This is a genomic window from Collinsella sp. AF25-2LB, from assembly GCF_003458415.1.
Lineage (GTDB): Bacteria > Actinomycetota > Coriobacteriia > Coriobacteriales > Coriobacteriaceae > Collinsella.
Genome location: NZ_QRUF01000002.1, coordinates 62,517 through 82,208, shown reverse-complemented (window position 1 = coordinate 82,208; position 19,692 = coordinate 62,517). Strand labels below are relative to the sequence as shown.

Genomic DNA, 19,692 nt, shown 5'->3' with positions numbered 1-19,692 from the left:
TGCGGCCTAGCTATCCTGGGATTCGTTTGCCGCATCCTCATCGTATTCCTGCTCGAGCTTGTCGGCCTCACGCGGCGTCAGCTCAAACTTGTCGACCATGTCGACCGCACGGGAGCCCAGCTCAATCGCCTCGTCAAACAGATCGAGCGAACGCTCCAAGGAGGTATCCTTGGAGCGAACGGTAGCGATGATCTGATCCAAACGGTCCGAGATCTCGTCAAAGTTGCGGACAGAACCCTCTGGCATGACTACTCCTCGACGGAGTCGGCCTCGACGGCCTCAGCAGCGTCCGCGCCCTCGGCCAGCACGCCAGCCTCGGCCTGAGCAGCTGCAACCTTTGCGGCAGCCTCGGCAGCCTGTGCCTCCTCGCGAGCGCGATCTTCGGCCAGCAGTTCTTGGTACAGGTCCTCGCCCGGCAGCTCCTCGCTGCGAGCGATCTTGCCCAGCACGCCGTTGACGAACGACGCGGACTGGTCGGTGCCATAGGCCTTAGCAAGCTCGACGGCCTCGTTGATCACGATGGCGTCCGAGACCTCCTCGTCGGTGAGGAAACGCATCTCGTAAACGGCGATACGCAGCAGATTGCGGTCGGCGCCGGGCATGCGCATAAGATCCCAGTTCTTGGCAACGGAACGCAGAGCGCAGTCGATGCGGTCGATATGCTCGTAGGCACCGCGGCACAGCTCCAGCGCATAGGGGTCGAGGGGACCCTTCGAAATCAGGAAATCACCCTCGAGGACGCGCTCGAGCGGGCTGTCCGTGGCCTCGGCCTGGAACAGCAGCTGCAGCGCCTGACTGCGGGCAAGCGTACGCCCGCGATAAACCTTAAGGCTCAAAGGTTACTCCTTGGGGAAAACGAGGCCGTCGATGCAAACGTCAACGCGCTCGACCTCAACGCCCACCTGGGCATCGATGGCGGCGACCACGGCGGCGCGAACGGCCTCGGCGAGTTTCTTGAACGGATAGCCAAAGAACACCACGACACGCACGGTAAGTGCGAGCTTGTCGCCGACGACCTCGGCCTCGACCGCCGGCTCGGAAGCCGGGGCCTTGGACGAGAGCATCATGGAGACAAGGTTGGTGGCAAGGTCCTTGACGCCAACGGAGGCGATGCCCTCGACATCGGACACGGCGCGCGAGACGATGGCGGTCAGAACATCGGGCGAAATGCCGATGCCGTCAATCTTGATTTCCTGGGGCATGAATCCTCCTAGAAGAGTTGGTTGCTAGACGCGGGAGACGAACTTGCCGTCGCGGGTGTCAACCTTGATGACCTCGCCCTCATTGAGGTACATGGGGACCTGGATAACAGCGCCGGTGTCGATCGTGGCCGGCTTGGTGGAACCCTGGACGGTGTCGCCCTTAAAGCCCGGGTCAGTTTGGACGATAGTGGTCTCGATGAACATCGGCGGGGTCACGCCCATGAGCTCATCGTCGGCGAAGAGCAGCTGGCAGATGTCGTTCTCGCGCAGCCACTTGGAGTTCTCGCCCACCATGTCCTCGGGAACGGGAACCTGCTCATAGGACTCGTTGTCCATGAAGATGTAGTCGGTGCCATCGTTGTAGAGGTACTGGAACTCACGGGTGGTGAGCATGACGCTCTCGAACTTGGTGCCGGCGTTGCAGGTGTTCTCGACGACGCGGCCGCTCTTGATGTCGCGGGTCTTGTAGCGCACAAACGCGCCGCCCTTGCCCGGCTTGACATGCTGGAACTCGACGATGGTGTAGACCTTGTCCTTGATGCGGAGACCGAGGCCGTTCTTGAAGTCGGCGGTAGAAATGGTAGGCATAGCGACCTTTCTTGTTATGGGCAGAACGCACAAGCGTCCAAATTACATACGATAGAAATTATACACTTGCAGACGGCGCCTGCGGCGAGCGCATAAAAAGAGAACGCGGGGCGTCCGAATCGATCCGGACGCCCCGCCCCAAACTATCTACCGAAGTAGACTAGCAGTCGATAACGTGCAGGTCGTGCGGGGTCTTGGTGAAGGGCTCGTAGCCGTTCTCGGTGACCACGCCATAGTCCTCCAGGCGCACGCCGCCCACGCCGGGCAGGTAGACGCCGGGCTCCATGGTGATAACCGAGCCGACCTCGATGGTGTTCTTGCTGCGGTTGAAGTTGGGCAGCTCGTGGATATCGATACCGACACCGTGGCCCAGGCCATGGTTATAGTAATCGCCATAGCCGGCATCGCCGATGATCTTCTTGGAGAGCTTGAAGATGTCGTTGCCCTCGACGCCCGGATGGATGGCGGCGACGCACTCCTCGTGCGTACGGCGCACGAGCGCGTACAGGTCGAGCTGCTCCTGGGTGGGCTCGCCCATCACGACGGTACGAGTCATGTCGGAGCGGTAGTCGCAGTATCCCGCGCCGTAGTCCATCAGGACAAAGTCGCCCTTCTCGATCACGCGGTCGCTCGGGACGGCATGCGGGTTGGCGGTGTTGGGGCCGCTCGCGACGATGGAACCGAAGGCCAGGCTGTCGGCACCGTTGGCGAACATAAAGTTCTCGAGCTCGTTGCGTACCTGCTTCTCGGTCATACCGGGCTTAATAAAGCCGAGCATGTGCTGGAAGGCGGCATCGGTGATCGACTGCGCATGGCGCATGAGCTCGATCTCCTCGGCGTCCTTGATGGCGCGCATCTTGCGGATGTCGTCGTGCATCAGCGGCAACATACAGGCGACGGAGCGGTCCTCCAGGCCGCGCTGAATACCCTGGTAGAAATTAATCTGCATATCGTCCTCGACAGCGCAGACGCGGCATTTGTTGGCCGCGATCTTGCCGGCGACCCAACCGGGGATGGTGCCCTCATCCATGTCGTAGACCCAAGGGCTGCCGGCGGGCGTGTTCTCCTCAAAGCTGTTGAGGTAGCGCGAGTCGGTATGGAACAGGCACTGGTCGGCCGTAATAAACGCAGCGTGCGGGAACTCGAAGGTGTAGTCGAAGACGCCCTTCACACCCGTAAGCCAACGAAGGTTGGCCTCGTCGCGCACCACGATGGCGTCGTAGCCACGCTCGACCATCAGGGCACGGACACGCTCGATACGACCGGCAGGACCGGCAGCAAACTCAGACATGCAGATTCCTTTCTTGTTGTCTCTATATAGACGGGACGGGTCTCAACCGAACGACGGAATCGCATGCGATCCGCAACCGATTGGAAACCCGCCCCTCAACATGATACGAAAGACGATGGAAGTCAATAAATCTTAGAGAAGTTCTTTGCGAGAAGCCAAGTAAGCGTGAGCATGGCGCTCAAGAACCTCGTCCTCAACGTTCGTTAGGCGAATGGCGCCGAGTGCCGCGGGCAGCGGCAGCATGCTGCGGTTTGAGCGCGCGAACTGCTGCCTACGGAACTCCTCGATATATGCGGCAGGCTCCAGATCGAAGGCAAGTTCCTCGATACCAAAGTCCTCCAAGCAGTCATCGACCTCAAAGACGTAATCGATATCGAAGTCGCAGGCATCATGTGCTAGGCGCGCCTCAAAGCGCATGCCCTCGGACAACAGCTGGTAGGCAGGGACCTGCGAGGCGGCATCGCCCAAGCAAGCGCGCAGGGTACGCTCCCCCGTCTTGCCAAAATCGAGCGCATGGCGGGCGCTCGGGTTCGTGGCCATCAGTACGTCCTTGCGGGCAGTCTGAGACCATTGAACAGCATTGACGAGCGCGACTTCCTCGCCCGAGAGAATCTCGGGGACGGTCTCAATAAACTGATTCCAGCGGGACTTACTGCTCGAAAGCATGGTGCCAACAAGTACCACAAAGCCGAGCTTGAGGTCCTCGGGGTCCGTCTCGCGAACAAGGTCGAGGTCACAAACGACCAAGCCCGGTTCGGGACGAAACGCGATAGCGGGAAGCGCATTGGCCGACGAGGCGACGAGCGGCTTCATGGTCGTCGCGACCGTGAGCATGGCGTCGAACGTCGTCGGCAGCAGCGCGCACTCGGTGCGACCGCACCACTGGTTGGCGCACCAGCTAACAACCGAGCAGGTTGCGACATCGCCAACGGCGACAACCAGATCGTCGCAGGTAATGCCGTTGACAGACAGGGCGCCAAAGATAGCATCGGCATCGGCCAGCGTGGCACCAGCAGGCGAAACCTCGAGGACTAGCAGCGACACGGCAAAACCGGCGTCGACCAGAGCATGCTCGACGACCTCACCAAAACGCTCGGATGTGGCGTCGTCCCAAACCACCATCGCGCGCTTAGGCTTGCCCACAGCAGAGGCAAACATGCGCGGTAGCTCCTCGAACGCGCCCAATCCGACGCGGACATCGACGCTGCGGTTTTGGAAATTGATCAGTTGACGGCGAATCATAGCAGTCCACGCTCCAAAAGCATCTCGGCACAAAGGTAGGAAACGTCCTCGAAGGACTTGTTGCGAATATCAAGGGTAAGGTCAGCGGCCTGGCGATACAGCGGACGGCGATGCTCAAACAGGCGCGCAGCATGCTCGGGCGAGCGGAAATCGGGGCGCGTGTCGGACCGACGAATCTGGCGAATCGAATCCTCGAAGTCGCCCTCGAGGTACACGCACGTACCCATTTCGTGCATCAGCTCAATATTCACCGGCGTCTCGACGATACCGCCCCCGCACGAAACCAACAGGCTGCGCTCGCTTTGGAGCGAACGGAGCGCCGAGGTCTCGAGCTCGCGAAAACGATCCTCGCCCTCGGTCTCAAAAATCTCGGTTACCGACTTGCCGCAACGGCGCACGACCAGGCGGTCGGTATCGATAAAACGCCGCTTAAACATAGTGCCGACGTTGCGCGCGAGCGTCGATTTGCCCGCGCCCAAAAAGCCGATAAAGAAGATATGGTCGCAGCCGTGTTTGGTGTGCTGGGACATAGCGAGACCTAATCCTCGCAGGGAAGGTCGCGCAGGGCCCGGCGCTCAAAGATACGGAAGATCTGCGTATACCACAGGTCCTGCGTCGCCTGCGGCTTTACCAAGATGGTATCGACGCCGGCGAAGTTGCCGCTCCACACGTCCGTGTAGAGCTGATCACCGATCAGCACCGCCTCGTCGGCCGTGGCGCCGAGGCGCTTAAGACCCGCCTTGAGGGCAAACGGCGCCGGCTTCATGGCGTGGCTGATGGCCTCGAGTCCCAGCTCGCGTGCAGAGCTCATGACCTGGTCGCGATGCCAGTTGTTGGACACCATGCACAGCTTAAAGCCTTTGGCGCGGGCGGCATCGAGCCAAGCGGAAACCGCGGCGGGAACCTGCTCGGTGTCGCGCGGCACCAGGGTGTTATCGCGATCGAGCAGAATGGCGCGTTTGCCGTCGGCCCACAGGGTATCAAGGTCGATGCGATCGACCGAGGCAACGTATCGTTTGGGGCTAAAAATCCTCATGCTAATTCCAAGACTGTTGATGCTCTTCGTAGGTTTGCGAGAAGTACTCCTCGTCCTGCGTAATGTAGAAATACAGGTCATCGGAGTCGGTCGGCTCAAGCGTGGCCTTGAGTGCCTCGAGCGACGGAGAGCAGATGGGCGTGGGCGGCAGGCCCTCATGCTTATAGGTGTTATACGGGCTATCGCTCTGCAGGTCGTCGGCGGTAACCTCGCCACCGGTGACATACATCATGGTCGCATCGCTGTTGAGATAGCGCAGACCGTCGAGCTTGCCGGCAAGGCGGTTGTAGAAGACCGAGGCCACGTGCGCACGTTGATCGGCGTTGAGGCCCTCGCGCTCAACGATAGAGGCCAAGTTGACGATGTCGTAGTCGGACATCTCCACACCGTAGCGCTCCTTGATCTTGGCTTCGCAGCTCGCAAAGTCAAGCGACTTGTACTCGGTCTTAAACTGATCGAGCATAGCGCGAATCACGTCATCGGCCGTCGGCGAATCACCCAACGAATAGGTCTTGGGGAACAAGAAACCCTCAAGCGAGTCGTTGGCGGCGCCCTTAAGGAAGCTATAGTCGTCCACGTAGTTGGAGGCCTTGGCCTGGTTGAGGAAGTCTTCCTTAGAGATGCCGCCGTAGGCCTGGGCCACACGGTCGGCAACTTGATCGACCGTTAGGCCCTCAGGGATAGTCAGCGCATTGGAGCCCGCGTTGGGGCCTTCCATGAGCTGCTGAACAACCTTGGTCGCATCCATGAGTGTGGTGAACGAATAAGTACCAGGCTTGAGCGACATATCGGCGTTGAGCTTTTTCACCGCCGCATAGTAATCCTTTGGATTCTCGACGATATGGTTCTCGGAGAGAATCGAAGCGATCGTATCGCCCGATGCACCGTCGGGAATGGTCACCGTAACCTGCTGACCAGCCGTGACCTTCGTATCCTCACCGGCAAAGAAGCCCTTGACGGCCGGCACGACAAAGAAAGCAATCGCAGCAAGCGCGAGCACCGCCACCACAATGCCGATGATCATGGGAACCGGAGAACTCTTCTTTTGAGCACCGCGACGAGCATGCGTGTTGTAGCTCGAACGGGTCGCCGGAGCAACGCCATGCGAACCGCGAGCGTGATGCGAATGCGATTGGGGGGTCTGCGTTCGCTGGGTAGGTACCTGCTGCTTAAAGCGGGTGCCGCCTGCAGGCTGGGCCGTACGAGCAGAAGGCTGCTGAGCCGCATGAGAAGCCGGATGCTGAACCGAACGAGCAGAAGGCTGCTGACCCGTCCGTTGAACAGGTTGGGCCGAACGAGAGAAGGACTGCACCGGGCGCGCGGCAGGCTGAGCTGCGCGCTGCGTCGGCTGTGCCGGACGCTGGCCAGGCTGGGCAGGGCGCGACTCCGGCTGACGTGTACGATTCGGCTGGCGCGGATCGGAAGCACTAGGCATGCTGGACCTCCTCGTTTTTACGATCGAGCCACGTCTGCAAAAACAGGCTGGCGGCAATCATGTCGATCTTGCCCCTCATCTGCTTTTCGTTGAGTCCCTGCTCGCGCAGGATACGCTTGGCCTCTTGCGAGGACAGACGCTCGTCCTCAAACTCCAGCGGAAGATCGAGCTCGTCGGCAATCTTTTGCGCCACAGCGGCAACGCGCTCGGCCTGAGGGCCGGGCTCACCGGCCATGGTCAGGGGACGTCCGCTTACCAGGATGTCGGGCTCATAGTCCTCGACCAGGTAGCGGAACGTCTTGGCCATACCGGTGACCTCGGCGGCCGGGAGCACCTTGACGGGCATCGCCATCTTGCCATCACGGCTCGAGACGGCGATGCCAATCCTGGTCTCCCCTATGTCCAACGCAAGCGCGACCACAGTGACTTCTTAGATTCTTAGGCGCCGAGCGCGGTCTTGGCGGCCGCGAGGGCATCGGCGATACCGGCGGCGTTCTTGCCACCGGCCTGGGCCATGTTGGGACGGCCGCCACCGCGACCGTCGACCAGGCCCGCGATCTGCTTGATCACATTGCCGGCGTGGAAACCGGCCTTGACGGCGTCATCGGAACCAGCGGCGAGCAGGGCCGGGGTGCCCTTCTCGGTCACGCTCGCGACGACGCAGGCGACAGGGCCGGCGACCTTCTGGTGCACGGTATCCCATACGTTGCGCAGGTCGGCAGCCTCAAGGCCCTGCAGCTCGGCGACGACGAGCTTGTAGCCATCGAGCTCGACGGCGCCCTCGATGGCGCTGGAGATGGCGTCGGAGGAGCCACCGGTCAGCGCCTTCTTGAGCTTGTTGGACGTCTCGCGCAGCTCGGCCTGCAGGTTCTCCACGCGAGCGGGAACCTCGTCGACGCGGCACTTGAGCGCAGCGGCGGCGGCGTCAACGAGCGCCAGGCGGTCGGCCATATAGTCGAGAGCACCCTTAGAGGTCACGGCCTCGATACGGCGGACGTTCGAGCCCGTAGAGGACTCGGAAATAATCTTGAACAGGCCGATCTCGGCGGTATTGGCAGCGTGCGTGCCACCGCAGAGCTCGCGAGAAAACGGCTGGTCCTCGGCGCCCACGGAGACGACGCGGACGACATCGCCGTACTTCTCTCCAAACAGAGCGACAGCGCCGGCAGCCTTAGCCTCGTCGATGCCCATAACACGGGTCACGACCGGCTTGGAGGCGAAGATCTGCTGGTTGACCAGGTCCTCTACAGCCTTGAGCTGCTCGGAGGAAAGGGCCTCGAAGTGCGTAAAGTCAAAGCGCAGGTGCTCGGGCGTCACCAGCGAGCCGGCCTGGGAGACGTGCTCGCCCAGGACCTGCTTAAGGGCAGCGTCGAGCAGGTGCGTGGCGGTGTGATTGCGGCGCAGGAAGCCACGGCGCTCGGCGTCGAGCGCGGCGGTAACAGCGGCACCGACAGTCAGCGTGCCATCGGCAACGTGCGCGACGTGGGCATACAGGCCGTTGTGGTTCTTGGTGTCGGCAACGGTCAGAACAACGCCCTCGGCGGAAAGCTTGCCGGCATCGCCCTGCTGACCACCCATCTCGGCATAGAACGGGGTGCGGTCGAGCACGACCTCGACGTCCTCGCCGGCGGCAGCGGACTCGACGGACTCGCCGTTGCGCACGATGGCGACAACCTTGGCGCCCTCGATGACGTCGTTGTCATAGCCATCGAACTCGGTCGCAGCGACCTTGTCGGAAAGCTCGACCCACACGTCGTTGAAGCTGCCCCAGGCATCGCCCTTGGCGTTGGCGCGGGCGCGGGCCTTCTGGTCCTCCATGCAGGCAGTGAAGCCGTCCATGTCGACGTCGTGGCCAGCGGTGCCGGCGATCTCGACGGTCAGGTCGATGGGGAAACCAAAGGTGTCGTGAAGCTTAAAGGCAACATCGCCCGGAAGCACAGCGCCCTCGGCAAGCGCGGCCAGAGCCTCGTCCAGGTAAACGCGGCCGTTGTCGAGCGTCGTGGAGAAGCGCTCCTCCTCGGAGGCAACGATACCCTTGACGAGCGCGACGTTCTTGAGCAATTCGGGATAGGCCTCGCCCATCTGAGCGTTGACCTCGTCGATAAACTTGGTCAGGAAGGCACCCTCGATGCCCAGCAGGCGACCGTGGAAAACGGCGCGGCGGAGCAGGCGGCGAAGGACGTACTCACGACCCTCGTTACCGGGAAGGATGCCGTCCGAGATCATAAAGTCGACAGCACGGGAGTGGTCGGCGATGATGCGAAGAGAACGGCTGGCGCCGGAGTAATCGTCGGCGTCATAGGTCTTGCCGCTGATCTCCTCGCCCAGCTTGATGAGGTGCTGCATCAGATCGCCGTCGTAGTTAGCGGTCTTGTGCTGCATGATAGCGGCCATACGCTCCAGGCCCATGCCCGTATCGAGGTTGCGGTGCGGCAGCTCCGGCATGGAGCCGTCCTCCTGGCGGTCGTACTGGGTAAACACGAGGTTCCAGAACTCAAGGAAGCGGTCGCAGTCGCAGCCAGGCTTGCAGTCGGGGCTGCCGCAGCCGACCTCCTCGCCCATGTCAAAGTAGATCTCGGAGCACGGACCGCAGGGACCGGTGGGGCCAGCGGCCCAGAAGTTGTCGTCCTCGCCCAGGCGGGAGATGTGGTCCTCGGCAACGCCCAGAGAACGCCACACGTCGTGGGTCTCGTCGTCCTCGGTAAAGACGGTAAAGTACAGGCGGTCGAGCGGCAGCTTGAACTCCTTGGTGATGAGCTCAAAGGCCCAAGCGCAAGCCTGCTCCTTGGAGACGCCGCCAAAAGAGAAATCGCCAAGCATCTCGAAGAACGACAGATGACGGCCGTCCTCGCCGATGCAATCGATGTCATTGGTGCGGACGCACTTCTGGCAGGAGATCGCGCCGATCTCCTTCATGGTCTTCTTGCCCTGGTAGTACTCCTTAAACTGGTTCATGCCGGCGTTGGCAAGCAGCAGAGAAGGATCGTCGGGGACGAGGGACGAAGAAGGATAGAGCTTAAGACCGCGCTCCTCAAAGAAGTTGAGGAACTTAGAGCGAATCTCGGCCGTAGTCATTGACGGGTAGTCAGCACTCATAGAGGGAATCTCCTCGGTTTCACATCGAAACAGTTCAAACGTAACGATATTACCATCCCGCCGCGTATGTGCAAAAAAGAGGGCCGGCACAATGCCGGCCCTTCAGCGAAATTGCATGTTAGCGCGTATGAATGTTAACCCGAATTACCCCGCTAGTTGTCGTCATCGTCCATGGAGCCGTCGATGCCGGTTTTGGTGTCGTCGTCCGAGTTGGAGTCATCGTCCTTGGCGAAGGGGTTCTTGAAGAAGCCCGTGGCATCGGGCTGCAGGCTCGAGAGTTTAATCCAGGGATTATCGAGCTCGGGCTTGGGCATGGCCTTGGCCTCGGGCGCAGTCTCATTGCCGATGAGCTCGGACTCATAGATGAAGGTGTCGTCGCCGAGCGCGTCATAGGCGGCGACCGGGTTGCCATCGGCATCGCGGTACGGTGTGCCCTTAAACACGGCGCCGTCATAGGCCACAAGCTGGCGACCGGTCTCGTTCTCGAAGTAGTACACGAAGATACCCTTGAGGGCCGCGCACAGTGGAATGGCAATAATCATGCCGATGGGGCCCATGAGTGCCGAGCCAATAACGAGCGCCGTGAGGCTCATAATGGGATGCACCTGCACCGAGCTCTGCATAACCTTAGGCGAAATCACGTTATCGGTGACGTTTTGCGCGACCATCGTCACGATGAGCGTCCATAACGCCAACATGGGGCTGAACATGAAACCGAGCACTGTGGCGATTGCCGCGCTCACCCAAGGACCGACGACCGGAACCAAATGCATGATGCCGGTAAAGATAGCCATGAGCGCCGCATACGGATGGCCGATGATCATAAAACCGATAAAGGCGAGGAAACCACCGCAGATGGACGTCACGACCATACCGCGCATGTAGCCGCCGACAGAGCGAGAAAGGATGGCGACCATAAAGCGGTACGAGGTCTCCTTCTCCTGACCGATGATGGTGCAAATCTCGTGGTGCATGCGAGGGTAGTCGCAGGCCATCCAGTACGCAAGCACCAGACCAAGGAAGATCACGAACAACTGCGAGGCCGTATTGGTGATGAGCGGGAACACACCGCGGCCAAGCTCGGCAGCGATCTGAGACACATACTTCGATGCCACGGCAACCAGCGACGACAGGTTGTCGTCCAAATACTCCTTGAGCGGCGTGTTGTTGAGCGTCTTGGCATGCGAGATCATATCGTTGAGGTCGCCACCCGCAACACGAAGCTGCTCGGGCAGGAGGCTCAGGACTTCCATGATCTGACCAAAGAGAATCGGCGACAAGATGCAAACGACACCGACGAGCACGGCAACAACAACAATTAGCGCGATAAGCGAACCGATGCCGCGATTCACGCCATGGTGCTCGAGCCAGTTGGTGATCGGGGACATCACAAAAGCAATGATGGAGCCAACGGCAAGAAACTCAATAACCGGTGCCAGGATGCCCATAAGGTTAAAGATGACAGCAGCAATAACAATGCAGCCGACAACAGCCCAAATGCGCAGCGTCAGAACGCGGGTGTCGCGCAGCACGCGATCGGTTTGTTGGGGGTGCTCACTCATGAACGAATCATCACTCCGTCGGGGTCGATCTTGTCCTGAATCTTCTTGAGGGTGCGGCGCAGTAAGCGCGAGACCTGCACCTGCGAGATGCCCAGCTTCTTGGCGATCTCAATCTGGGTCATGCCCTTTACAAAGCGCAGCTCGATGACTTCGCGCTCGCGCGGCGAGAAATCGCGGATGGCCTCTTCAATGACCAGACGGTCATCGGTAAAGTCGAGCTCGTTGTCGTCGTCGGCGTAGCGGTCGAGAATCGAGGGCGCATCGTCGGAATCGGACGCACCAGGAGCCTCAATGGGCACCGAGGTATAGGCCGAAGACGATTCCATAGCCTCCAGGACCTCGTCGACGGTCACGTCCAGGTACTCAGCGATCTCCTCAACCTTGGGCGAACGCTGTAGCTCGTTGGTAAGTTTGTCAGTAGCCTGGTTGACCTTGGCCGAGAGCTCCTGCAGACGACGCGGTACGCGCACACTCCAGCCCTTGTCACGGAAGTGACGCTTGATCTCGCCCAAGATAGTGGGCGTCGCAAACGTGGTGAACTCAAGTCCGCGTTCGGGATCAAAGCGGTCGATAGCCTTGAGCAGACCCAGATAGCCAACCTGCATCAGGTCGTCGAGCGGCTCGCCGCGATTCTTAAATTTGTTGGCAAGAAACCTTACCAGGTTCATATGGGACATGACGAGCTGCTCGCGGGCGTCCGGATCACCGGTCTCCTTATAGCGACGAAACAGCTCGCGGGTTTTCTCCTTGTCCCAAGCGGTCTTGCCGCTCCGGGAACGTTCGGTCATATTAGATATCCGCCTTGAGGTCGAGGGAAAGCGTCAGGGGCGCCGCAGTCTTTTCGTAGGAGTCGCACACGCTCGCCAAAATAAGCTCGGCATAAACAGCAGCCTGGTCATCCTCGTCGACAGTGGCCTGATCGCCAAAGGTAAAGGTCATGCCAACGTGAGATTCATCGACATCGAATTTGATTGAGATGTCATCGGAATCAACAGCCGTGCAGCCAAAAATAAAGGCTTCCTCGGCAGCCATGCGGATGTCCTCGATGCGATCGACAGACATGGAACACAGGGCACCAACGTTGGCTGCCGTCATGCGCACAAGGCGAGCGAGACGCGGGTCGCCGGCAACGGTCAGCGTGATGGGGCAGGTTGCTTCGCTACTCATCGCAGGACTCCTCAGAGGTCTCGGCGGGCGTGTAGGTGTAATACTGGGCTGCTTTAGCAGCAGGCTTCTGTGCATCATTGTCACCAGCAGCGACATCGTCCCCGGCTTCGCCAATCAGGACACGCTCGGTCGGCTGCTCGGCTTCTTCGGCAGCGGAAAGCTTGCGCTCGGCGTCGGCCGCGGGAGTCTTCACCTTGTTAAAGAGTTTCTGCACGGCACCGGCAGCGGAGTCGGTCACACTCGACACGGCATTGCTGGCCTCGGCCATGCTGCCGGTGACCTCGGAAATATCGCGGACGACCGCCTCGACTTCTACGAGGTTGGAGGTAAGGGCATCAACTGCCGTCTTACTCGACTTAAGCAGCGGCTCCATCTGGGCAAGTGCCGGCGTAAGCTCGTCGACAGCGCCGTCGAGTTTTGCCACCACCGGCTGCGCCTCGGCGATGGTGTTATTGAGGTCGTTCACGGTCTTATCGAGCGAGTCGACAACGTTGCGGGTCTTGCGCAGGGTAAGCGCGAGCTCAACAATAGCCCACACGCCGGCAAAGGCAAGCACCAGCAGGGCGATTTGAATGGGACTCATACAAGCCTCCCGAAGGAATCGAAATACAGACGCCTTTCATGGTACCCCAAAGAAGGGGGAAGATACCCAAAGGGAATGTGCGAGGTGCCAAGGACCTACTTGGGCGCGTTACCGCTACGGTCGCGTTCGCTTTGCTCTACGCGCCACTCTTCCCAGCCGCGGCCCGCAGGCTGCCAGAACGCGCCACGCTCCAGCCCTTCGGGCAAATAGCGCTGATCGACCCAGCCTTCGGGATAATCGTGCGGGTATTTATACACACCGTAGTCGTCGCTGCCTGGGCGATGGCGATCGCGCAGATAACTCGGCACCTCGCGAAGCCCACTAGAGTGGATATCGGCCAGCGCCGCATCGATCGAAGCCTCACACGCGTTGGATTTAGGAGCCAAGCACACATAGAGCGCAGCCTGAGCCAGGTTAATACGGCACTCGGGATAGCCAATGACCTCGGCAGACTTAAACGCGGCATGCGCCACCAAAAGCGCCTGCGGATCGGCGTTGCCAACGTCCTCAGAAGCCTGAATCATAATACGGCGAGCGATAAACTTGGGATCTTCACCCGCATCAATCATGCGCGCGAGCCAATAGATCGTGGCATCGGGGTCGCTACCGCGCATAGACTTAATAAACGCACTGATAATGTCGTAGTGCATGTCGCCGTTTTTGTCGTACGAAAAGCCACGACGCGGGTTGGCAATTTTTACGTCATCCACGGTGATGGGATAGCGCTCCCCCGCCGCCGGCGCCGGCGTTCCCTCGGTATCGGGACGCGTGACGGCAATCTCGCTCGCCAGTTCGAGCGTCGTGAGCGCCGAGCGAGCGTCACCCGCTGCCAGCGTGCAGATGGTCTTAACCGTATCCTCATCGACCAAGAACTTGCCGTTCAAACCCTGCGGAGCCTCGAGTGCACGCTCGATCAGCGTGGCAATGTCCTCGTCTTTAAGATGCTCAAGCTCCACCACGCGACCGCGCGAGAGCAATGCCGAGTTGACCTCGAAGTACGGATTCTCCGTCGTGGCGCCAATCATAATAACGGTACGGTTCTCAACCGCATGCAGCAATGCATCCTGTTGTGACTTCGAAAAGCGATGAATCTCGTCGATAAACAGGATGGTGCGACGGTCGTACGTATTCAGACGCGTCTTGGCCTCGTCAATCACGCGGCGAAGATCCTTTACGGTGCCCGTCACGGCGCTGACTTCGACAAACTCACTCTTGGTATGGTTGGCGATAATATGTGCCAGCGTCGTCTTGCCCGTACCGGCCGGCCCGTACAGAATCACACTCGACAGCACGTCGTGCTCAATTGCGGCACGCAACCACGAGCCCTTACCGACGGCCTTTTGCTGGCCCACATACTCGTCGAGCGAATTGGGCCGCATGCGCACCGCGAGCGGCGCATTTTTAAAGGAACGCTCGCGCGTCGAGGCAGAAAAAAGGTCGTCCATAGCCATCCCGTGCATCAATCAAAAACGTTTTCAACTAACCAGTATACCGAAAGGATACGAACTACCGTTCGTTAATATAGGTACGGTGCGGAAACTTTAAACCAGGGAACAGCTTACTCGTCAGCTCGCAGAAATAACCGTCCGTCATACTCGCGATATAATCCACCACGGCTTGATCCTTGTCGTCCTGCCAGGCATAGGTGCGATCGTAGTAGGAAAGCTGCTGCTCAATGCGCGAAATGTGGTGCTTAAAGATATACGAAGACTCGTCGCCTTCGTTTATATCCTGCAGGCAACGGTCGTAAAGCTTTTCGAATGCCTCACGCAGCTCCGCCTCGGAATCGCCCTCGATACCGCCCTTGCTGTAGATCTTCTCGTAGTTCTCGCGCTTGGCCCGGCGGATCTCCTCAAACAGGTCCTCACTCATCTCGATACGCGGTTTACCGTAGCTATGCTCAACGATGTCGATGGAAGCGTGCGTGAGGATCCAGCTGTTATAGGCCCCGCCCCGACCGTCGTCAAAAGCGTCGGGCGACAGAAGGCCTGCCGCAATGGCGTCTTGTCGATCGCGCCCAACGTAGGCAAGGATATCCGAGATGCGAACCACGCAGCCCTCGAGCGTCATGGGACGCAGGTGCTCAATCGCGCTATAGCCCGTGGCGATACAGTCCTCAACCGTCTGATCGAACTGGTCAAAGGAGCCCATGTCCGAAAGCTCAAACACACGCTGCTCATATTCGCCGTTGTGGCATAGCACGCCATCGAGCGTCTGAAGCGACACGTTACGGCCGTACAGCGCATCGAGCACACGGACCGACTGCACGTTATGGAAAAAGTAACGACCCGTGCGCTCGAGGTAAATATCATTGAGGAATCGCTCACCGGCATGGCCAAAGGGCGTGTGTCCCAAGTCGTGGCCCAGGCCAATCGCCTCGATCAGATCGCAGTTGAGCCCCAGGGCGCGACCGATATCGCGCGCAATGCGCGAGACAAGCTGCACGTGCAAACCGCGGCGCGACAGATCATCATTGCTACGGAAGCTAAAGACCTGCGTTTTGCCTGCATAACGCGTGTACGCAGGAAGATGAAGAATCTTTTCGGTATCGCGCATAAATGCCGGACGCATAAGCGTGCCTTTGTCGGCAGCGCGATCAATACGACGAATGACCTGATCGTCGTTGCAACGATACGGGTTAACATAGCCCGAAGCACGATCGGTGGCAATGCGCTCGACAAGTTCGGGCGACAACGCCGAGGGAATACGGTCCATGCGCGCCTTAATGACGGCCGTTTCTTGAATAGTTGCCATGGCATGCTCCTTAAGAAGGATGCGCAATCGGTTACAAAGTGCAGCCCACGACCTCGATTATGGCAAAAATCGGCACTAAAAACGGGAGCAATGGCAGGGAGCGCGATTTTGTGAAGAGACAGGAGAGGGCCAGGGCCAGGAGTGCGACGGCAAATGCAACGATGCCACCCATAGGGTCGAGCGTGCAAAGCGCGAAGAGCGCCTTGGCATCCCCCATGCCGATGCCCGGGATTTGGCGAAGACGACGCCAGAGGGACTCAGTCAGCACGAGAGCAAGATACACAATGACGGCAAGACCCGCGTGGTCAAGCGCTGTGTTCAAACCGAGGTCGAGCAAAACACCCGCCAACGCCGCCACGGCACATGCGCCGGCAAGCCCATTGGGAAACCGTCGCTCTCGGGCATCAATTGCCATGCCGGCAAAGATGCAAATCCAAAACGGGATATAGACCATCGGACGCCTCCTCGAGCTGCATCGCAAAAGCAAAAACCACCACACCTTTGCGGTGGTTTTGGTGGTGGTTATTTGGCGCCTTGCATGACCTCGTCAAGGGTAACGTTGACGGCGTGCTGCGTCGGCACCCAGTCGACCTTCAGGAACAACGCGGCCACCGTGATGGGGATATAGCTGAACATAAAGATCGGGAAGGTAAACAGGTTAGTCACCAGACGCCACTTTTGCGCGCAGTGAATGTGCTTGTACTCAAAGATAGTCGTGAGCAGCGCCAGGATAAAGAAGGTCTGATACATCATGGCGAAGGTCATAATGAGCGAAGCGGCGCACGCCTGCATCTCGACTTCGGTAGCCAAGAAACCATGCGAAAGGCCACCCACAATCAAGAACGTCGCATTAGCGAGCATCGAGATCAGCGATAGCAGCATACCCGGGGCGATCGTCATGAACATGTCGTAGGCGGCAAATCGATGATAGCGGAACGTCGACTTGACCAGATGTTTGCCGTAGGTAAAGAACACCTGGTAAAAGCCCTTGGTCCAGCGCATACGCTGCTTCCAGGATGCCTTGAACGTCACGGGTTGCTCGTCAAAGAACTCCGCAGGCGCATAACCGATGCGAATGCCGTGAATGGCGCAGAACGTGGTGAACTGAATATCCTCGGTCAGCGTATGGAACTGCCAACCGTGCATGCCCTCGATAACGCTGGCGGAGATGAGGTAGCCCGAACCAGAGACAGCGCAAGAAGTCTTGCAGATGTTGCGCGCGTTATTGAGAAAGCGCGCCTCGCGCAGGTACCAAGTAGCATTAGCTGCCGAGATCCACGAGCTGCCAAAATTCTTGGAGTTACGATAGCTCGTGACCACATGGAAGCCCTGGTCAAAGGCATCGTTCATCTTGGAGACATAATCGCGGGAGATGACGTTATCGGCATCGAAGATAAAGTAGCCCTCAAACGTGTCGGGATACTCGTTGAGAATGCGATCGAAACCAAAGTCCATGACCCAGCTCTTGCCCTTTCGGGCCAGGTCATTGCGCTCGTAAACAATGGCACCGGCCTCGCGTGCGAGCTGCGCGGTGTTGTCGGTGCAGGCGTCGGCAACGACAAAGACCTCGATAAGCTCGGACGGATAGTCCTGGTCCTTGATGGAGCGTACGAGATTGGCAATTACGGCTTCCTCGTTATGCGCAGCAATGAAGAAGGCATAGCGGTGAAGTTTTTTGGCCTTGGGAGGCGCGACCTCGCCACGAAGAGCGCCAATGACAAAGAAGACCACCTGGTACAGAAAGCAGACCGTGAGCAGCGTGACAACAATCTGGTTGAAGATCACGATGGGTGTGTTGGTTTGTAAAAAGGCGAGCATGCAGGCTCCCGAGAACGCGTTACGTAAACAACCGTATATCTTACCGCAGGCTTACCGAGTTCAAGAAACCACCTAATACTGGCTAGGCTTCGAGCAGACCGAGCTGCGGAACGATTTCGTCGCCGGCAGCGGTGCGGCCAAGCGAGCGCGGGGCCAGGTCGTCAAGAACCGCGGCGAGATCCCACGGCAGCTCGTCGCGGCACTCAATGCGCTCCCCCGTCACGGGATGGTCGAATGCAACACGCCAGGAATGAAGGAATTGCCTGGTCAGACCCTGATCGGCGCGTGCATCGCACTTGCCGTAGAGCGGATCGCCCACGCAGGCGTGGTTGATATGGCGCATATGCACGCGAATCTGATGTGTGCGGCCCGTAAACAGGTGGCACTCGACGAGCGTATAGCCGTCGTCAAAACGCGTGGAATCGAAGCGCTCGAGGACCTTAAAGGTCGTAATGGCCTGGCGCGCGAAAGGATCGTCCGAAACCGCCATCTTGACACGGTCACGCGTAGAACGGGCAATGCCGGTGTTAATGGTGCCCTCATCCATAGCGATATGTCCGTGAACGAGCGTGATATAGCGACGATCGAGCGTGCGCGTGCGAATGAGATTTTGGAGTGCGCGCTGCGTGTCGTCGTCTTTTGCCGCAAGCATGAGGCCCGAGGTATCGCGATCTAAACGATGCACGATGCCGGGGCGGTCCTCACCCTGCACGGTACCCAGATGGTCAATGCCGCAGTGGTAGACCAGAGCGTTCGCAAGCGTGCCGCTCTCGTGGCCATGGGCGGGATGGCACACCAGGCCGCGCTGCTTGGAGAGCACGATGAGGTAGTCGTCCTCGTAACGGATATCGAGGGGGATGGCCTCGGGAATCACATCAGTGGGATCATGCGGCTCGGGCAGGTCGACCGAGATGCGGTCACCGGAGCGCACAGCATATTTTTTTGATAGGCAGGTCTCGCCGTTCACGATTACGGCGCCGCCCTCGATCAGATGCGCGCAGGCAGAGCGCGTGGGGCAGCCGTCGTTGGCACCCAGAAAGGCGTCAAGACGCTGGCCAGAGCAATCGTTGGCAACAAGAATATGGATGTCGGCCATTAACGCTCATTCCTTTCACGAATCTTGCGGGCACGCTCCCCACGCTGCTTGGCTTTGCGCTTGGCGCGGGCCTCATCACGAGCATTGAGCTCGGCAGTCGCATCGACTTCGCGGGCCGCAGGGCTCAAGAACATGTAGCCGATGAGGGCAAGCACGACACCTAAGGTGATGCCGATATCGGCCACGTTAAAGACGGGGAAGTCGATGAAGGTGGTGGCAATAAAATCGGTCACGAAGCCAAAGACAAGGCGATCGATCGCGTTGCCGATAGCGCCGCCCGCGACCATAGCCATGCCCACAACCTCAAGATGGGCGAGCTGGGATGCACGAACGAGGTACACGGCGATAGCGATAATAACCGCCAACGCCAGCACGGCAAACGCGATGCCATGCCCCTCGCCCATGCTAAAGGCAGCACCGATATTGCGGACAAAAATAAAGTCGATGACACCGGGGATGACGGTCACATGTAAAGCGTCGCCCACGGCACGAACCGCAAGCTTGGTCAGCTGGTCAACGAGCAGCACAACCAGTGCCACACCACCAGCAACACCCAACCGCCAACGCAAAGGCGGCGTCATACCCCCAGCACGACCCAAATCAATCCCCTACCCTCAAGAACATCGAATTACGTTTAATACAAAGAACTATCTTATATTGCCATACGCAGAACGCACGACATATCCACCAACGCAAGCGAAATAACCAGCTAAAAACGAAAGCGACATTCCGAATAACGGAATGTCGCTTAATAGCTTTCGACTAAAAACGCAAGTCGAAAGAAAGCCTCTAGCTCCAGCAATGGAAACGCCGCGTTATCGT

Annotated in this window: 21 protein-coding genes; all 21 read right to left on the bottom strand. The window is 59.2% G+C overall.

Features of this window, described 5'->3' with window-relative positions; all coding sequences use genetic code 11:
- Positions 1-6: 6 nt before the first annotated feature.
- The 21 genes from DWY51_RS01535 to lspA all read right to left on the bottom strand — a co-directional run bounded on the left by DWY51_RS01535 (position 7) and on the right by lspA (position 19,409).
- Positions 7-246, bottom strand: coding sequence for an exodeoxyribonuclease VII small subunit (locus DWY51_RS01535; RefSeq protein WP_006233978.1), 240 nt, complete (start codon positions 244-246; stop codon positions 7-9).
- Between the two features lie 2 nt (positions 247-248).
- On the bottom strand, positions 249-836 hold the full coding sequence (gene nusB, locus DWY51_RS01530; RefSeq protein ID WP_117769619.1) for a transcription antitermination factor NusB: 588 nt from the start codon (positions 834-836) through the stop codon (positions 249-251).
- Between the two features lie 3 nt (positions 837-839).
- On the bottom strand, positions 840-1,202 hold the full coding sequence (locus tag DWY51_RS01525) for an Asp23/Gls24 family envelope stress response protein (RefSeq protein ID WP_006233982.1): 363 nt from the start codon (positions 1,200-1,202) through the stop codon (positions 840-842).
- A 24-nt stretch (positions 1,203-1,226) separates the two neighbouring features.
- Positions 1,227-1,790, bottom strand: coding sequence for an elongation factor P (efp, locus tag DWY51_RS01520; RefSeq protein ID WP_006233983.1), 564 nt, complete (start codon positions 1,788-1,790; stop codon positions 1,227-1,229).
- Between the two features lie 160 nt (positions 1,791-1,950).
- Positions 1,951-3,081, bottom strand: coding sequence for a Xaa-Pro peptidase family protein (locus DWY51_RS01515; protein ID WP_117769618.1), 1,131 nt, complete (start codon positions 3,079-3,081; stop codon positions 1,951-1,953).
- A gap of 132 nt (positions 3,082-3,213) precedes the next feature.
- A complete protein-coding gene (locus DWY51_RS01510; protein WP_117769617.1) occupies positions 3,214-4,323 on the bottom strand; it encodes a hypothetical protein in 1,110 nt (369 codons plus the stop codon).
- Complete coding sequence (locus DWY51_RS01505) at positions 4,320-4,853, bottom strand: shikimate kinase (protein ID WP_006233986.1); 534 nt, start codon at positions 4,851-4,853, stop codon at positions 4,320-4,322. The genes DWY51_RS01510 and DWY51_RS01505 overlap by 4 nt, the downstream gene beginning before the upstream one ends.
- Before the next feature lie 8 nt (positions 4,854-4,861).
- A complete protein-coding gene (locus tag DWY51_RS01500; RefSeq protein ID WP_117769616.1) occupies positions 4,862-5,359 on the bottom strand; it encodes a YqeG family HAD IIIA-type phosphatase in 498 nt (165 codons plus the stop codon).
- Between the two features lies 1 nt (position 5,360).
- On the bottom strand, positions 5,361-6,794 hold the full coding sequence (gene mltG, locus DWY51_RS01495) for an endolytic transglycosylase MltG (protein WP_233504583.1): 1,434 nt from the start codon (positions 6,792-6,794) through the stop codon (positions 5,361-5,363).
- Positions 6,787-7,215, bottom strand: coding sequence for a Holliday junction resolvase RuvX (gene ruvX, locus DWY51_RS01490; protein WP_022094586.1), 429 nt, complete (start codon positions 7,213-7,215; stop codon positions 6,787-6,789). The genes mltG and ruvX overlap by 8 nt, the downstream gene beginning before the upstream one ends.
- A gap of 17 nt (positions 7,216-7,232) precedes the next feature.
- Positions 7,233-9,890: an alanine--tRNA ligase gene (gene alaS / locus DWY51_RS01485; protein WP_117769614.1), complete on the bottom strand. Its 2,658-nt coding sequence runs from the start codon at positions 9,888-9,890 to the stop codon at positions 7,233-7,235.
- Positions 9,891-10,042: 152 nt separating this feature from the next.
- Positions 10,043-11,452 (bottom strand): AI-2E family transporter, encoded by a 1,410-nt coding sequence (locus DWY51_RS01480; protein ID WP_117769613.1) that lies wholly within the window; start codon positions 11,450-11,452, stop codon positions 10,043-10,045.
- Entirely contained in the window at positions 11,449-12,240 is a 792-nt protein-coding gene (locus tag DWY51_RS01475) for an RNA polymerase sigma factor SigF (protein WP_022094589.1), read from the bottom strand. The genes DWY51_RS01480 and DWY51_RS01475 overlap by 4 nt, the downstream gene beginning before the upstream one ends.
- 1 nt (position 12,241) lies before the next feature.
- Complete coding sequence (locus DWY51_RS01470) at positions 12,242-12,619, bottom strand: hypothetical protein (RefSeq protein WP_022094590.1); 378 nt, start codon at positions 12,617-12,619, stop codon at positions 12,242-12,244.
- Positions 12,612-13,202, bottom strand: a complete 591-nt coding sequence (locus tag DWY51_RS01465; RefSeq protein ID WP_117769612.1) for a hypothetical protein — start codon at positions 13,200-13,202, stop codon at positions 12,612-12,614. The genes DWY51_RS01470 and DWY51_RS01465 overlap by 8 nt, the downstream gene beginning before the upstream one ends.
- Before the next feature lie 95 nt (positions 13,203-13,297).
- Positions 13,298-14,647: a replication-associated recombination protein A gene (locus DWY51_RS01460; protein ID WP_199411340.1), complete on the bottom strand. Its 1,350-nt coding sequence runs from the start codon at positions 14,645-14,647 to the stop codon at positions 13,298-13,300.
- Between the two features lie 61 nt (positions 14,648-14,708).
- Positions 14,709-15,956, bottom strand: a complete 1,248-nt coding sequence (locus tag DWY51_RS01455) for a deoxyguanosinetriphosphate triphosphohydrolase family protein (RefSeq protein ID WP_117769610.1) — start codon at positions 15,954-15,956, stop codon at positions 14,709-14,711.
- A gap of 31 nt (positions 15,957-15,987) precedes the next feature.
- Positions 15,988-16,410, bottom strand: a complete 423-nt coding sequence (locus DWY51_RS01450) for a prepilin peptidase (RefSeq protein WP_117769609.1) — start codon at positions 16,408-16,410, stop codon at positions 15,988-15,990.
- Positions 16,411-16,478: 68 nt separating this feature from the next.
- Positions 16,479-17,774, bottom strand: coding sequence for a glycosyltransferase family 2 protein (locus DWY51_RS01445; RefSeq protein WP_022094595.1), 1,296 nt, complete (start codon positions 17,772-17,774; stop codon positions 16,479-16,481).
- 82 nt (positions 17,775-17,856) lie between these two features.
- Positions 17,857-18,870, bottom strand: coding sequence for an RluA family pseudouridine synthase (locus tag DWY51_RS01440; RefSeq protein ID WP_117769608.1), 1,014 nt, complete (start codon positions 18,868-18,870; stop codon positions 17,857-17,859).
- On the bottom strand, positions 18,870-19,409 hold the full coding sequence (gene lspA / locus DWY51_RS01435; RefSeq protein ID WP_233504582.1) for a signal peptidase II: 540 nt from the start codon (positions 19,407-19,409) through the stop codon (positions 18,870-18,872). The genes DWY51_RS01440 and lspA overlap by 1 nt, the downstream gene beginning before the upstream one ends.
- Positions 19,410-19,692: the final 283 nt, after the last annotated feature.